Origin of the sequence: Aeromonas sp. QDB20 (assembly GCF_027707805.1) — a bacterium.
Lineage (GTDB): Bacteria > Pseudomonadota > Gammaproteobacteria > Enterobacterales > Aeromonadaceae > Aeromonas > Aeromonas dhakensis.
Genome location: NZ_JAPCJC010000020.1, coordinates 42,987 through 57,151, shown reverse-complemented (window position 1 = coordinate 57,151; position 14,165 = coordinate 42,987). Strand labels below are relative to the sequence as shown.

15 protein-coding genes and 1 pseudogene are annotated in these 14,165 nt (G+C 58.8%); 10 read left to right on the top strand and 6 right to left on the bottom strand.

Features of this window, described 5'->3' with window-relative positions; genetic code table 11:
* The first annotated feature begins 125 nt into the window (after positions 1-125).
* The 3 genes and pseudogenes from tusA to PG897_RS18405 form a co-directional block, all read left to right on the top strand.
* Entirely contained in the window at positions 126-371 is a 246-nt protein-coding gene (tusA, locus tag PG897_RS18415; protein WP_005307416.1) for a sulfurtransferase TusA, read from the top strand.
* 21 nt (positions 372-392) lie between these two features.
* Complete coding sequence (locus tag PG897_RS18410; protein WP_016348988.1) at positions 393-740, top strand: RidA family protein; 348 nt, start codon at positions 393-395, stop codon at positions 738-740.
* Between the two features lie 28 nt (positions 741-768).
* Positions 769-858 (top strand): annotated as a pseudogene (locus tag PG897_RS18405) (endoribonuclease L-PSP); the annotation flags it as partial.
* A 144-nt stretch (positions 859-1,002) separates the two neighbouring features.
* Here PG897_RS18405 and PG897_RS18400 read toward each other — a convergent pair.
* Positions 1,003-1,659 carry an OmpA family lipoprotein gene (locus PG897_RS18400; protein WP_005307410.1) on the bottom strand — a complete coding sequence of 219 codons (657 nt, stop codon included), beginning with the start codon at positions 1,657-1,659 and terminating at the stop codon, positions 1,003-1,005.
* 249 nt (positions 1,660-1,908) lie between these two features.
* Between PG897_RS18400 and PG897_RS18395 the strand changes: the two genes are divergently transcribed.
* The gene (locus PG897_RS18395) at positions 1,909-3,945 is read left to right on the top strand and encodes a bacteriohemerythrin (RefSeq protein WP_201885381.1); all 2,037 of its coding nucleotides are present in this window, start codon (positions 1,909-1,911) and stop codon (positions 3,943-3,945) included.
* 76 nt (positions 3,946-4,021) lie between these two features.
* Here the strand turns inward: PG897_RS18395 and PG897_RS18390 are convergent, their stop codons facing one another.
* A complete protein-coding gene (locus tag PG897_RS18390; RefSeq protein WP_201882984.1) occupies positions 4,022-4,603 on the bottom strand; it encodes a DNA-3-methyladenine glycosylase I in 582 nt (193 codons plus the stop codon).
* A 209-nt stretch (positions 4,604-4,812) separates the two neighbouring features.
* On the opposite strand from PG897_RS18390, the gene glyQ reads away from it, so the two are divergent.
* Both glyQ and glyS read left to right on the top strand, forming a co-directional pair.
* Positions 4,813-5,736, top strand: a complete 924-nt coding sequence (gene glyQ / locus PG897_RS18385) for a glycine--tRNA ligase subunit alpha (protein ID WP_005339464.1) — start codon at positions 4,813-4,815, stop codon at positions 5,734-5,736.
* Between the two features lie 9 nt (positions 5,737-5,745).
* Positions 5,746-7,815: a glycine--tRNA ligase subunit beta gene (gene glyS / locus PG897_RS18380; RefSeq protein ID WP_201882986.1), complete on the top strand. Its 2,070-nt coding sequence runs from the start codon at positions 5,746-5,748 to the stop codon at positions 7,813-7,815.
* A 182-nt stretch (positions 7,816-7,997) separates the two neighbouring features.
* On the opposite strand, the gene PG897_RS18375 is transcribed toward glyS, so the two are convergent.
* Positions 7,998-8,444, bottom strand: coding sequence for a hypothetical protein (locus tag PG897_RS18375; protein WP_201882988.1), 447 nt, complete (start codon positions 8,442-8,444; stop codon positions 7,998-8,000).
* Positions 8,445-8,997: 553 nt separating this feature from the next.
* Between PG897_RS18375 and PG897_RS18370 the strand changes: the two genes are divergently transcribed.
* Complete coding sequence (locus PG897_RS18370) at positions 8,998-9,429, top strand: hypothetical protein (protein WP_139392397.1); 432 nt, start codon at positions 8,998-9,000, stop codon at positions 9,427-9,429.
* Positions 9,430-9,538: 109 nt separating this feature from the next.
* Here PG897_RS18370 and PG897_RS18365 read toward each other — a convergent pair whose 3' ends face one another.
* On the bottom strand, positions 9,539-10,045 hold the full coding sequence (locus tag PG897_RS18365; RefSeq protein WP_201882990.1) for an AAA family ATPase: 507 nt from the start codon (positions 10,043-10,045) through the stop codon (positions 9,539-9,541).
* A 571-nt stretch (positions 10,046-10,616) separates the two neighbouring features.
* Here PG897_RS18365 and PG897_RS18360 point away from each other — a divergent pair.
* From PG897_RS18360 to PG897_RS18350, 3 genes are all read left to right on the top strand, one after another.
* Positions 10,617-10,997, top strand: coding sequence for a hypothetical protein (locus PG897_RS18360; protein ID WP_201882992.1), 381 nt, complete (start codon positions 10,617-10,619; stop codon positions 10,995-10,997).
* A 272-nt stretch (positions 10,998-11,269) separates the two neighbouring features.
* Positions 11,270-11,677, top strand: coding sequence for a hypothetical protein (locus PG897_RS18355; protein WP_005307387.1), 408 nt, complete (start codon positions 11,270-11,272; stop codon positions 11,675-11,677).
* A gap of 112 nt (positions 11,678-11,789) precedes the next feature.
* Positions 11,790-12,266: a DM13 domain-containing protein gene (locus tag PG897_RS18350; RefSeq protein WP_017788494.1), complete on the top strand. Its 477-nt coding sequence runs from the start codon at positions 11,790-11,792 to the stop codon at positions 12,264-12,266.
* 71 nt (positions 12,267-12,337) lie between these two features.
* On the opposite strand, the gene PG897_RS18345 is transcribed toward PG897_RS18350, so the two are convergent.
* Together PG897_RS18345 and PG897_RS18340 are read right to left on the bottom strand one after the other, a co-directional pair.
* Positions 12,338-12,637 (bottom strand): hypothetical protein, encoded by a 300-nt coding sequence (locus PG897_RS18345; RefSeq protein WP_005307369.1) that lies wholly within the window; start codon positions 12,635-12,637, stop codon positions 12,338-12,340.
* A 178-nt stretch (positions 12,638-12,815) separates the two neighbouring features.
* Positions 12,816-14,036: an aromatic amino acid transporter gene (locus tag PG897_RS18340; RefSeq protein WP_005307366.1), complete on the bottom strand. Its 1,221-nt coding sequence runs from the start codon at positions 14,034-14,036 to the stop codon at positions 12,816-12,818.
* Positions 14,037-14,165: the final 129 nt, after the last annotated feature.

The window sequence follows — 14,165 nt, the reverse complement described above, 5'->3', positions numbered from 1 at the left end:
ACGGCGGGGTGTGGGTAGGGCCGGATAACACTTTGGTTACATATGCTGTTGACAGCCCAGGTAGTTTGATTATTTTTTCGCCGCGAGTATCATTGGCAGCTGATTTGGTTGAAGGTTGATTATTGATGAGTGCTTTATTCTGCGACGCGACTCACGAGTTGGACGCAATCGGGCTTCGTTGTCCCGAACCTGTCATGATGGTGCGTAAAAAAGTGCGGCTGATGGCTGATGGGGAGACCCTGCTGGTCAGTGCCGACGATCCCTCAACCACCCGCGACATTCCCAGTTTCTGCCGCTTCATGGATCACACCCTGGTCGCCAGCGAGACAGAGCAGGCCCCTTACCGCTATCTGATCCGCAAGGGTCAATGAGCCACACTACCGGAGCAATCCATGCCAGCTATTACCCGAATCGGCACCACCCAGCGTTGGTCTGACGTGGTCATTCACAACGGCACCCTCTACGTGGTGGAAGTGCCCGCCACCGACACCGCCGATATTCATCAGCAGACCCGTGAAGTACTGGAAAGCCTGCAGCGCCTGCTGGAAGCCAACGGCTCCGGCGTCGACAAGATCCTGATGGCCAACATCTATCTCAAGGACATTGCAGACATCGCCGCCTTCAACGAGCAGTGGGATGCCTGGATTCCGGCGGGCACCGCACCGGTGAGAGCCTGCGTTCAGGCCCGTCTGGCCCACGAAGGCTACAAGGTAGAAGTGCAGCTGACTGCCGCCGTCTAAGCCGGGCGGGATGCCTGGCTCCCCTGATGCCGACACAGCCCCCGTGCGCGCCTGCGTCCAGGCCCGCCTGGCCCACGAAGGCTACAAGGTAGAAGTGCAGCTGACTGCGGCAGTCTAAGAGGCAGTTATCCCCTCATCCCCGTCCCTTCTCCCACAAGGGGAGAAGGGGGCAAAGAACAAGGCGTCATTGCTCGCAACGGCCCCAATAAAAAGGCCCCGCCATCGCTGGCGGGGCCTTTTTATTGGCTGCGAACCGGGCCGCTTAGGCGGTCGGGGTCAGGGTGATGGTCACCCGACGGTTCTGGGCCTTGCCTTCGGCTGTGCTGTTGGTGGCGACCGGCTGATCCGGGCCCACGCCGCTGGTAGCGATGCGGCTGCCGGTCACACCCTGGCCGATCAGCTGGGCGGCGACGGCATCGGCGCGCTGGGCGGAGAGCTTCATGTTCAGCTCGCGGGAGCCGGTGCTGTCGGTGTGACCAACCACGTTCAGGCGGGTCTTGTCGAACTCGGCGACCACCATGGCCACGCCGGACAGGGTGTTGGCACCGGCGGCCTTCAGCTGGGCGCTGGAGCTGTCGAAGGTGACGTTGTTCGGCATGTTGAGGATCAGCTGATCACCGTTGCGGGTCACGCTGACGCCGGTACCTTGCAGCTTCTCGCGCAGCTTGGCTTCCTGCACGTCCATGTAGTAGCCGATACCGCCACCCAGCGCGGCGCCGGCGGCCACACCGGTCAGGATCCCTTTCTTGCGGTCACCCTTGCTGGAGGAGAGCGCCCCCACGGCAGCCCCCGCAGCGGCGCCCGCCAGTGCGCCCCAGGCGCCCTTGGAGGTTTGGGACTCGCCGGTATAGGGGTTGGTGGTACAGCCGCTCAGGGCGACGGCCAGCGCAACGGCGGGAACGATTGTCTTGAAATGCATGAAAAACCTCTAAAAAAACCGACTCAAATCCAAAGAGGGCGCATTCTACCCCAGAGGTGTGCCAAGGTGTGACGTTATCAGAGTCACGCCCCTCTCTGCCCACGTCCCAGTATCCGCAGGCTGGCTGGATGCCGCCTGAACCGGCAGCCGGAACCAGGCCCCCCCTGACCTATCCCCTTGTTCAACGGACCAAATACGTCTCCATTGGCTACTATTGAATGCACCATCAATAGTGCTCAGGGGTCTCTCATGTCCGCACTGCTTCGCAACGTCTCGATCCGGCACCTGCTGTTGAGTGCCAGCCTCATCATTCTGCTCACCATGGCGCTGGGCGGGCTCTGGCGCAGCAGCCTGACCGCCCGCCTCGGTGAGCTGCCCAACCAGCTCATCCTCAGCGCCAACGAGCAGATCACCCTGCAGGAGCTGCGGTATCACACCACCCAGGTTCAGCAGTTCCTGACCGATGCCGCCGTCTCCGGCGAGATGGACTCCATCGGCGAGGCCGAACAGCACGCCCAGGCGGCTCGCCAGCTACTGGAGCGGCTGCCACAGTTGCAGGCGCCGCTCACCCCGCTGCTGACCCGCCAGCTGGAGATCGGCAAGCGGATGGTGGACATCTATCTGAAAGAGGGGCGCGAGGCTGGCAACCAGCTGATGAAGCAGCCGAACGAAGGCTTCGATGCCCTCACCGACAACATCGCCAGCCAGGTCGCGGCCGTGCTGGAACAGCAACAACAAGGGTTCAAGCAGCGGGAACAGGATATCCGCGCCCAGAGCCAGACCCTGCAGCGTCAGGACATGCTGCAGCTGGCCGTCAGCCTGACCGTCATCCTGCTGATGTTGCTGCTCATCTACCGCAAGACCGTCGGCCCGCTGCAGCATCTGATGGGCCAGCTGGTCGAGCTGGCCAACCACAGCCACAATCTCACCTTCCGCCTGCACAGCCAGGGCAAGGACGAGTTCGCCTATCTGGCGGAGGTGTTCAACCGCTTCCTCGGCAATATCGACAACCTGATCGGCACGGTGCAACTGGTGTCGCGCAAGACCCACGACAAGATGGCGCTGCTGATGGCCCACTCCGGCAGCACCCTCAGCAGCATGCAGCAGGCCCAGCAGAATACCGACATGCTGGCGACCGCCATCAACGAGATGACCGCCACCGTCCACAACATCGAGCACAATACCGAGCAGGCCAGCCAGGACACCCTGCTGACCCAGCAGCAGGCCCACGACGGCCAGCGCCAGGTGAGCCAGACCATCACTCTGATCCGCCAGGTGGCCGACCACATCGAGCAATCCGCCGGGGAAGTGACCCAGCTGGATCAGGAGAGCACCCAGATCGGCAACATACTGCAGGTGATCCACACCATCTCGGAGCAGACCAATCTGCTGGCCCTCAACGCTGCCATCGAGGCGGCCCGGGCCGGCGAGCAGGGCCGCGGTTTCGCGGTGGTGGCCGACGAGGTGCGCCAGCTGGCGACCCGTACTCAGGCCGCCACCGTCGACATCCAGCAGCGTATCGAGGCGCTGCAGCACAACACCCGCCACGCGGTGACCACCATGCACACCACCCGCAACGTGAGCGAACAGGCGGTCAGCCAGGCGGCGGGCACCGGCGAGACCCTGACCGCCATCGTCGAAGCCATCACCCGGGTCAACGACATGAACGGCCACATCGCCACCGCCGCCGGCCAGCAGGCCCAGGTCACCGAAGAGACCAACCGCAATGTGATGGAGGTCGCCAGCATCGCCCGCGAATGCCTGGAGCTGGCGCGCCAGAGCCGCAGCCACACCCGGGACATGAACCAGGCCAACGAGGAGATCGGCCTCATCAGCGATCAGTTCGACGTCAGCAAGGCTGGCTCAGCCAGCCAGGATCAGGAGCTCTTGCACTGGAACGAGGCCTTCATGGTGCAGGTACCCAGCATGGACAACCAGCATCTGGGCTTGTTCGAGGCGATGAACCGGCTCTACCAGGCGGTAATCGACAAGAGCCCGGCCCAGCTGCGCAAGCAGCGGCTCGACGAGCTGCTCAAGCTCGCCACCCGGCACTTCGCCGACGAGGAGCAGGTGATGGAGCAGGCGGGCTACCCCGAGCTGCGCCGCCACAAAGAGGAACACGCCCGGCTGCTGGCGGAGCTCGATACCCTGATGCAGCGCAACGGCACGGACGACGAAGAGTTCAACATGGAGCTGCTGGTGTTTCTCAAAAACTGGCTGCTCAACCACATCTCCAAGGTCGACAAGCAGTACTCGGGCTCCCTGCGCCAGGCCGGGATCGCCTGACGGCCCCATGACAGGCGCCATGCCGACATGCAGAAGGGAGGCATCAGCCTCCCTTCTCTTTTACCTTGCGCCCGGTTTATTGGCGCGCAGGGCTCTGCTGGCACTCGGCGTGGCAGGGGCAGGTCACCAGATGATCGTTCACCATCCCCACCGCCTGCATAAAGGCGTAGCAGATGGTGCTGCCGACGAAGGTGAAGCCGCGCTTCTTGAGCGCCTTGGACATGGCATCCGACTCCGGCGAGGTCGCCGGAATGTCACCGTTGCCCTGGCGCTGGTTGACGATGGGGGCGCCACCCACAAAGCCCCACAGATAATCGACAAAGTCGATGCCTTCCGCCTCCAGCGCCAGATAGGCGCGGGCATTTTTGATGATCGACTGCACCTTGAGCCGGTTGCGGATGATGCCGGTATCCTGCATCAGCCGCTCCACGTCCTGCTCGTCGAACTGCACGATGCGCAGCGGATCGAAGTCGGCATAGGCGCGATGGTAGCTCTCGGTGCGCTTCAAGATGGTGATCCACGACAGCCCCGCCTGCTGGCCGTCGAGGCAGAGCTTGGCAAACAGCTCGCGGGCGTCATGGACCGGCCTGCCCCACTGTTTGTCATGGTATTCAATGTATTCCGGGTCTTTGGTCACCCAGGCGCAACGCAACTCCATTCCCTCTCTCCTGTCATTTCATCCACTCCCCGGGGTCGATGCCAACCCGGGCGTGGGAGTGCCGACAACCCCTCCCGCCCAGGCCCGGCGCAGCGTCATCACATTAATCCGCTGTAATTTCGCCTATTATCCGACCATGCCAGACGGTATACTCCTTCGGTTCACATTCAGCAAATCTTGCTCTGATTTCATTTCGCGCGAAAAAAATTATGCAAAAATTCGATGTCAAAACCTTTCAGGGCCTGATCCTGCAGCTGCAGGACTATTGGTCCCGCCAGGGCTGTACCATCATTCAGCCGCTGGATATGGAAGTGGGTGCCGGTACTTCTCACCCCATGACCTGCCTGCGCGCCCTGGGCCCCGAGCCCATCGCCTGCGCCTACGTGCAACCGTCCCGCCGTCCGACTGACGGCCGCTACGGTGAAAACCCCAACCGCCTGCAGCACTACTACCAGTTCCAGGTGATCATCAAGCCTTCCCCCGACAACATTCAGGAACTCTATCTGGGCTCCCTGAAAGAGCTGGGCATGGATCCCGAGATCCACGATATCCGCTTCGTGGAAGACAACTGGGAAAACCCGACTCTGGGTGCCTGGGGTCTGGGTTGGGAAGTGTGGCTGAACGGCATGGAAGTGACCCAGTTCACCTACTTCCAGCAGGTTGGCGGCCTCGAGTGCAAGCCGGTCACCGGCGAGATCACCTACGGTCTCGAGCGTCTGGCCATGTACATTCAGGGCGTGGACAGCGTCTACGATCTGGTCTGGTCTGACGGCCCGCTGGGCAAGACCACCTACGGCGACGTGTTCCACCAGAACGAAGTGGAGCAATCCACCTACAACTTCGAACACGCCGATGTGGAGTTCCTGTTCCACTGCTTCGAGCAGTACGAGAAGGAAGCCCAGAATCTGCTGGCACTGGAAAAACCGCTGCCGCTGCCTGCCTACGAGCGCATCCTCAAAGCCGCTCACTCCTTCAACCTGCTGGATGCCCGCAAGGCCATCTCGGTCACCGAGCGTCAGCGCTACATCCTGCGCATTCGCACCCTGACCAAGGCGGTGGCGGAAGCCTACTACGCCTCCCGCGAAGCGCTGGGCTTCCCTATGTGTCAGCGCAGTGAGAACAAGCAAGGTTAAGGAACGGACATGGCACAACATACATTTCTGGTAGAGATCGGTACTGCTGAGCTGCCGCCCAAAGCCCTGCGCTCCCTGGCCGAAGCCTTTGCCGACAACTTCAAAGCCGAGCTGACCAAGGCCGATCTGGCCTTCGGCGACGTCGAGTGGTTTGCCTCCCCACGCCGTCTGGCGCTGAAGGTGCACGCGCTGGCCAGCGAACAGCCGAGCAAGAGCGTCGAGAAGCGCGGCCCGGCCGTGGCGCAAGCGTTCGATGCCGAAGGCAAGCCGACCAAGGCTGCCGAAGGCTGGGCCCGTGGCAACGGCATCACAGTCGAGCAGGCCGAGCGTCTGGTCACCGACAAGGGCGAGTGGCTGGTCCACACCGCCAAGGTCGAAGGCCGTCCGGCCAAAGAGTTGTTGGGCGAACTGGTCGCCTCCGCGCTGGCCAAGCTGCCGATCCCGAAGATGATGCGCTGGGGCGACAAGACCATCCAGTTCGTGCGTCCGGTCTTTACCGTGACCCTGCTGCTGGATGGCGAGCTGGTGCCCGCCCACATTCTGGGTATCGACTCTGCCCGCACTATTCGCGGTCACCGCTTCATGGGCGAGAGCGAATTCACCATCGACAACGCCAGCCAGTACCCGCAGATCCTGCAGGAGCGCGGCATGGTGATTGCCGACTTTATGGCGCGCAAGGCCAAGATCAAGGCTGACGCCGAAGCGGCCGCTGCCGCCTTCGGTGGCGTGGCCGATCTGGACGACGACCTGCTGGAAGAAGTCACCGCACTGGTCGAGTGGCCGGTGGTGCTGACCGCCAACTTCGAAGAGAAGTTCCTGGCCGTGCCAGCCGAAGCGCTGGTGCACACCATGAAGGGTGACCAGAAGTACTTCCCGGTCTACGACAAGAACGGCAAGCTGCTGCCGAAGTTCATCTTCGTCACCAACATCGAGTCCAAAGACCCGAGCCAGATCATCAGCGGCAACGAGAAGGTGGTTCGCCCCCGTCTCTCAGACGCCGAGTTCTTCTTCAAGACCGACCTCAAGCAGACCCTGGCCTCCCGCCTGCCGCGCCTTGAAACCGTGCTGTTCCAGCAACAGCTGGGTACCGTCAAGGCCAAGGTCGAGCGCATCGAGACCGTCGCCGGCTTTATCGCCGAGCGTATCGGCGCTGATGTGGCTCAGGCCAAGCGTGCCGGCCTGCTCTCCAAGTGTGACCTGATGACCAACATGGTCGGCGAGTTCACCGACACCCAGGGTGTCATGGGGATGCACTACGCCCGTCACGATGGCGAAGACGAAGCGGTAGCCGTGGCCCTCAACGAACAGTACATGCCGCGCTTTGCCGGCGATGCCCTGCCGTCCGGTCTGGTTGCCTGCGCCGTCGCGCTGGCCGACAAGTTCGACACCCTGGCCGGTATCTTCGGCATTGGCATGCTGCCGAAGGGTGACAAGGACCCGTTTGCCCTGCGTCGCGCCGCCATCGGTGCCCTGCGCATCATGACCGAGAAGCAGCTGGATCTGGATCTGGTGGAACTGGTTGAAGAAGCGGTACGCGTCTACGGCGACAAGCTGACCAACAAAACCGTCGTCACCGACGTGGTCGACTTTATGCTGGGTCGCTTCCGTGCCGCCTATCAGGACGAAGGCATCGGTGCCGACGTGGTGCTGGCCGTACTGGCCCGCCGCCCGACCCGTCCGCTCGACTTCGATCGTCGCGTCAAGGCCGTCAGCCACTTCCGCACCCTGGATGCCGCCCTGGCACTGGCTGCCGCCAACAAGCGCGTGAGCAACATTCTGGCCAAGGTCGAAGGCGAACTGTCGACTGCCGTCAAACCGGAACTGCTGGTCGATGCCGCCGAGAAGGCGCTGGCCACCCAGGTTGCCGAACTGCAAGCCGAACTGGCCCCGCTGTTCGCTGCCGGTGACTATCAGGCTGCCCTCACCCGTCTGGCCGCCCTGCGCGAGCCGGTCGATACCTTCTTCAACGAAGTTATGGTGATGGCCGACGACGAGGCCCTCAAGGCCAACCGTCTGGCGCTGCTGAACAACCTGCGCAACCTGTTCCTGCAAGTCGCGGATATCTCCCTGCTGCAGTGATTCTGGTTGGGTAAGTGATATAAAAAACGGCGCCGTTAAGGCGCCGTTTTTATTGTATTATTCTGTTTTTAGAGAAATTATTTTATTTATTTTTTAGGGGAGGCTACAAATTTTAAAAAATACCGTGCGCAATTTTAACGTGCAGGAGTAGATGAAAACAGAGCAATCCATCACCTCAAAAACTATTTACCGAGACCCACATCTAAAATAGATCTTAACTTGGCATTTCTATTTCCAGCCCCAACATAGTCTAACCAATATAAAAAGTTTTCAAGAAAAATATTATAATATTCCGCCCTAAAGTGTGGTGTTATTTTAGTTGTTGATGAGGTTTTCGCCGCCGAGATGGTAAGCTCTGTCTTTATTTCTACCATATTCATGTCTGCCGCTTTTATTTTATCTTCATTTATAACTATTTTTCCGTTCTGTTTTACTTGTCTAACGCTATGTTTATAGGCGTTTGCCAAGTCACCTAATTTAGACATTGAAGGATGTTCGTTTAGGATACGTCTTCTAAACTCATTTAACTGCACATATTCCACAAGCTCGTCATAGTTATCAAAATAAATATAATCAATAACATTGTTCATTGACTCAACTGCGTTAACAAAATACCTGAATACATCCATATCAAACTCACTCGCATCGGTTAGCCTGTCTCGAGTATAATACTGATTAAAGTCCCTTCCATTAGGGAGTACGATATAACCTATATATTCAACGTGATTACTAAAACATCCAAGCATATAAACTAACACCTAATTAATTACAAGCTGTTTAATTATATAGAAGATCTCACTTATAAATTGAGTGAGATCTCACGAAACCCGTATATTCAATTAGTCTGTAGGTTCGATTAGCCGTCAGGAGTAATCGGACTTTCGCGTAAATGGATTCCCCCCTCATAACGGCCAACCGAATTTTCCAATTTTCTGGCCACCAGCTGATTGGCAGGAATAGGTGGAAAAACAGCATATCAGTCATCCGACTGATAACTCGCTAATCTGACCCATGACGCCTTTGCCAGCAAAGTGGATAGATTCCGGGATCCACATCCTTTGCTACCAATATATTTCTCATATATCTCTTTACGAGATAATAAAACATCCCTCATATGGATACTTACTACAAACATTAATTAACGTACCATATCAAATGTTTTATTATGCATAGGAGATTAACATGAAATATTTAGCCAGCGCACTACTACTCGTACCTAGTTTGTCATTCGCAGGGACAGCAATAATTCCAGATTTTTACACCTTGGAGCAAGTAGGTCAGACATGTATCAAGATATCAAATGTTTCTGGAGAGCCCGCTCAAGTATCAGTCAAGATATATGGTAAAAATGGTGAGAATTTTAATGGTACTTTTGTTCCTTGGAATATTATCCCGAGCCTCAATACTCCATTTGTTCTAGAACCAAGAAAAACTGCTCATTTCTGCCTTCGCGATGCACAAAAAATAACACCGGGTTATGGTGTGATTGATAGTCAACCTCTCGATGGTTCTACAGGGCAAGTATTTGTGGTGGCTAGTGGATACTATGGTAGTGCGTCAAAAGACTACAGCATGGGGTTCTTGATTCCCATCAATGGAGGCCTTCCATTCTAATCGCCATAACGGCCAGCCGAATTTCCCCCTCCGGCTGGCCAACCCCGACTCACGGCAACAACCGCAATCAAAGCCTCTCGTTCGTTCGATGACGTTGCGCTAATCGAACCTACGATTCCTGTGCCAACGCGGCGACAATCGTTTCCACGCTCTGGGCGACCGACAGGGTGGCGCTATCCAGCACCAGACGCTCACTCTCCCAGAGTTGATAGTCGCGATCGATCACCGCCTGCCAATCCGGCAATGCCAGCCCCTCGATATCCACCGTCCGGTTTTCGACCCGCTCGCGGTACAGCTTCGGATTGGAGCAGACGACCTCTACATCGAGACAGGGCACCCCGACCGAGCGGGCGATGTCGTGGTAAGCATCCCGAGTGAGCTGGATGGGGTTAACGGAATCCGTGATGACGGTCGAGCCAAGTGTCAGGTTTTCTCTGGCCAACCCATAGGCAACGAAATAACCGGCGGGTCCCATCTCGTTATCCGCCTGCTCAGCGGCACGAATGGCCTGCTCTATGGTATCGATGCGCAGGTAGACGGCCCTCAACCGCCGGGCCAGGGCCCGTGCTATGGTGCTTTTCCCGCTGCCCGGCAAACCACTGAAGATGATCAGCATGTTCCATTCCCGTGATGAAAGAAGAATCCGAGCCATAGGGTACCGGATTGTCATCGCGCCCACAGCGTCTTGTTCAAGGCTGCACGGGATATGCCCGTCAGCGGACTCCCTTGAGCGATAGCCGTTATCGAATACGCGCGCATATAAGCCAGCCTCTCTACCGATCATCAAAATGCATATGCAGGCTGGCTGCTGCCGATGGATAGCAATAGCCACAAAAATATTTTGTGCGCCCCATTTCTCGTTATTGTACCTCATCAATCAAGCCGTGATTTCTGCCAAAACATGGCTAAATATAAATAACAAAGCATTAAAAACGGATTGTTTTATATATCCAACCATCTTTAATACCATCGTGACAATGAAAAATAGTGACACCCACATTCAAAAACAAACCATTGAAAATCAATAAGTTATCACCCGATCAAAATAAGCAACCCAAACAATAAAATTGAAAAAAGATATATGGCATCAATATCAGATTTATCTGAATTAAATAGCCATGGCCTTTTCCATCTCTCCATTTTAATTTCCGCCATTCACCTGAAACACACAGATGGAGATGTGTAGAATGATCATAAAAAAGAAGTTCGTTATGTTGGCCGCCTTGTCCGCCCTGATGTGCTCTACCAGTGCCTTGGCCACTTACCGGGTCGACGTGCAGTGTCTTGACCAGGTCATCTTGACCGATGTTCATGCCGGTTATATCAAGTCGGCCAGTGGCGGCCCCGACGCAGGCAATGCGGTGGTAATTTCATGGGAAAAGAATTATGAGCAGGGCAGCACGAGCTTCCATGTCTTCAAGAACCTGAATGATTACCCCGGCAGGGGCATGTTCGAGATGGCCTTGCTGGCGCTGGAACGCGGCCTGCCGGTCAGCGCCTGGGGCAATGATGCCCAGTGCTCCGGCGGGATTCATCAGCTGAAGATCACCCGCAGCTTCAACCCCTAATCCTGTCCGCGCACTGATTCGTGCGATAAAGGGAGTGAACACCAAGCCGGGCCAGTCAGCTGCGCCCGGCTTAAACAACCCGCACGACCGTCGCTTGCCTTGCGCTGCAACATGCGAGGATAGGGTCGCCAGGTATCTCCCCCGTTCGCGCCACATCTGCCCCATCGACACATCTGACCCGACCACCACCCGGATAGCCAGTCCGCCGATTTAGTCATATCTTGTCAGGGCGGCTCTGCCAGGGTGACAGGGCCCCTTCACGAGGTGCAACGATGAAACGAGCAATTCAGGCCGCCCTGCTGGCCGTCACCATGGCCGCCGCCGGTGCGCAGGCCGCCGACAAGATCACCACGGTCCCGGTGCAGTTTGCCAAGGGGGCCCACAGCGCCCAGCTCAAGGGCAGCTTCGCGGGCTACGACACCATCCATTACACCCTGGTGGCCAAGGCGGGCCAGACCATGACGGTCAAGATTGGCGGCAGCAGCAACGCCAACTTCAACGTCTTCGCCCCCGGTGCCCAGCCCGGTCAGGCCGAAGCTCTGGGCCGCAACGATGGCGATGGCCAGTGGCAAGGCGCCCTGCCCGCCTCCGGCAAGTACCTGATCCAGGTCTATCAGATGCGCGCCTCCGCCCGCCGTGGCGAGCAGGTCCCCCACACCCTCTCGGTCAGCATCCAGTAAGCCCCGCCAACGCGATGCCCGAGCAACCACCGTCATGCCCTCCTCCCGGGCTGGGCATGACGGCGGCCTGCTGGTAGGGTGGAGCCATCAATTAATCAACGACCGAGACACTATGCAACGCAAGACCCTGACCCTGCTGCTGGCCAGCCATCTGCTGGTGGGCGCCGCCGGCTTTGCGGCCGGCATCTATGCCCTGCCGATCCTGATCGCCCCGCCCGCCCCCGCCAACGAGCAGGTTGCCGCCCGGCAGGCTCAGGCCAGCTTTCACGGCACCTTTCGCCGGGATCTGCAAGACAGCGACCGGCTGCACTGGGGCGAGGGGCAGGTCAGCATAGGGCCCGATGCCATCAGCCTGATGGGCAGGCTGGCGCCTGGCCCCGACTACCAGCTCTACCTGTCGCCCACCTTCGTCGAGACCGAGGCCGACTTTGCCCGCCAGAAGGAGAAGATGGTGAAGATCGGGCCGGTGAAGACTTTCGACAACTTTATCGTCCCCCTGCCTGCCGATGTGAACCCGGCCGACTATGACAGCGTGATCATCTGGTGCGAGACCTTCGGCCAGTTCATCACCGCCGCCCGCTACCGCTAACCATGCGGTCGGTTGCCGGCCCCCATAAAAAAACGGCGCCGCAAGGCGCCATTTCGTCTCAGTCTGCTGCATCAGCCCGGCGGAAAATGGCCACCAATGCTGATTACGCTGACCTGCTGCAGGGTGCTGTTGATGGTAAAGGCGACCCTGTGCTCCTGACTGAGGCGGATCGTGTAGATCCCCTTGTGCTTGCCGCCCAGCTGTTCGTAATGCATGTCGCCCACCTTGTCGGCGGCGTTCTTGGGGTCCGTGCCTCGCACTATCTCCCGTCGCCACTCGTGGTACTTGCTCATGGCCGACGCCGTCACGGCTACGTGCTTGTCCTTGTTGTAGAGGATGCGAGGTTGCGAATCATCGATAGTCCATGCCATAGCCAGCTCCTATTTTTGGCTCCAAAAAGAACCAAACTATAGTGCACACCAGCCAGCCGGCCAGCCCGCCCAACCCCAACCTGTCTGTCTGAGTCACAATCTGGCATGCAAAACGGCGCCATCAGGCGCCGTTTTTTGTCGCAGCCTGCCGCGGCAGACCGGGGGGAATTCAGCCCCTTCAGCCGGTATAGACCGGCAGCAGGCCCGCCATGTTGAGCAGGTGGAAGGCGGCGGTCAGCACCCCGAACAGGAAGACGCCGACGATCATCGGCATGCCACCCGGTGCGCGGAAACCCTCGTCCTTGCCCTCCTGCTTGCCGGCGCGCACCTTCCAGGCCAGCAGGGCCGGGATGATGCAGGTCCACAGGGTGGCCACGGCGCCCGCGTAGCCGATGGCCATCAGGAAGCCGAACGGGAACAGCAGGGAGAGCAGCAGCGGCGGCAGGAAGGTGGCGGCCCACGACTTGGCGCGGCCCTGGCGGCTGTTGTCGAACTTGAACAGATCCGCCAGATAGTCGAACACCCCCAGCCCCACTCCGATGAAGGAGGAGAGGATGGCGGCCATGGAGAAGGCGTTGAGGGCGCTGGCGACCGCCTCGGATTCGATCACCGAGGCCAGCGCCTTGAGCAGCACGTCGACGTTGCCGCCCTGCGCCACCACGGGCCCGAACTCGCTGCGCGGCAGGTTGCCGAACACGCTCACCAGCCAGATGAGGTAGAACAGCAGCGCGATGGCAGTGCCGCCGAGGATGGCGTAGCGGGCGCGGCGCTCTTCACCGTAGTAGGCGCGCATGGAAGAGACTGAGTGGTGATAGCCGAACGAGGTGAGCGCCACCGGCAACATGGCCAGCGCATAGGGAGCATAACTGGCGTGCTGGCTCAGGGTGTCGAACAGCAGGGTCGGCTTGATGTTGATGGAGAGCCCGGAGATGCCGAACACGAAGCTGAGTCCCATGGCGATGACCAGCACTACTGAGATGCGATCCACCGCCCGGGTGGAGTGCCACACCAGGCCGGAGAAGCCCAGGGTAAACAGGATGGAAGCCCACTGGCTGCCGATGCCGGTCATGCCGTCTATGATGAGGCCGGCCGAGGTGATGTAGGCGTAGAGCAGGATGCCGCCGACGAAATAGACGGTGAGGTTGTTGAAGGCGTTGACCTTCTCCCCCAGCAGCTCACGGGTGACGGTATCGAACGACACGCGCAGCGGATAGCCCTGATAGGACTCCAGCAGCATCCAGCCGGAGACTGTCATCACTATCATGGTCAGGGTGATGGCCAGTACCGACCAGAGGGTCCAGGCACCCGCCCCCGCACTCGGCAAACCCAGCATGCCAGCCCCGACACAGACGCCGGCAATGATGCATGCCCCGCCTACCAACGATGGTTTCTGTCCCATTTACTTCTCCAAAGACGATTGTGGATCTGATCGCGACCGCGGACCGTTGCATTTGCTACGCCGGTTGTCATGGTAGATCGCGCTCATCTAGGTGCCGGCGCCCGGCGCTGGCTGCTTCGAAGGGGAAGC

Excerpts from the sequence above, each read along its gene's own strand:
- tusA (WP_005307416.1), top strand. The coding sequence starts at position 126 with ATGAGTGCTTTATTCTGCGACGCGACTCACGAGTTGGACGCAATCGGG.
- PG897_RS18410 (WP_016348988.1), top strand. The coding sequence starts at position 393 with ATGCCAGCTATTACCCGAATCGGCACCACCCAGCGTTGGTCTGACGTG.
- PG897_RS18400 (WP_005307410.1), bottom strand. The coding sequence starts at position 1,659 with ATGCATTTCAAGACAATCGTTCCCGCCGTTGCGCTGGCCGTCGCCCTG.
- PG897_RS18395 (WP_201885381.1), top strand. The coding sequence starts at position 1,909 with ATGTCCGCACTGCTTCGCAACGTCTCGATCCGGCACCTGCTGTTGAGT.
- PG897_RS18390 (WP_201882984.1), bottom strand. The coding sequence starts at position 4,603 with ATGGAGTTGCGTTGCGCCTGGGTGACCAAAGACCCGGAATACATTGAA.
- glyQ (WP_005339464.1), top strand. The coding sequence starts at position 4,813 with ATGCAAAAATTCGATGTCAAAACCTTTCAGGGCCTGATCCTGCAGCTG.
- glyS (WP_201882986.1), top strand. The coding sequence starts at position 5,746 with ATGGCACAACATACATTTCTGGTAGAGATCGGTACTGCTGAGCTGCCG.
- PG897_RS18375 (WP_201882988.1), bottom strand. The coding sequence starts at position 8,444 with ATGGATGTATTCAGGTATTTTGTTAACGCAGTTGAGTCAATGAACAAT.
- PG897_RS18370 (WP_139392397.1), top strand. The coding sequence starts at position 8,998 with ATGAAATATTTAGCCAGCGCACTACTACTCGTACCTAGTTTGTCATTC.
- PG897_RS18365 (WP_201882990.1), bottom strand. The coding sequence starts at position 10,045 with ATGCTGATCATCTTCAGTGGTTTGCCGGGCAGCGGGAAAAGCACCATA.
- PG897_RS18360 (WP_201882992.1), top strand. The coding sequence starts at position 10,617 with ATGATCATAAAAAAGAAGTTCGTTATGTTGGCCGCCTTGTCCGCCCTG.
- PG897_RS18355 (WP_005307387.1), top strand. The coding sequence starts at position 11,270 with ATGAAACGAGCAATTCAGGCCGCCCTGCTGGCCGTCACCATGGCCGCC.
- PG897_RS18350 (WP_017788494.1), top strand. The coding sequence starts at position 11,790 with ATGCAACGCAAGACCCTGACCCTGCTGCTGGCCAGCCATCTGCTGGTG.
- PG897_RS18345 (WP_005307369.1), bottom strand. The coding sequence starts at position 12,637 with ATGGCATGGACTATCGATGATTCGCAACCTCGCATCCTCTACAACAAG.
- PG897_RS18340 (WP_005307366.1), bottom strand. The coding sequence starts at position 14,036 with ATGGGACAGAAACCATCGTTGGTAGGCGGGGCATGCATCATTGCCGGC.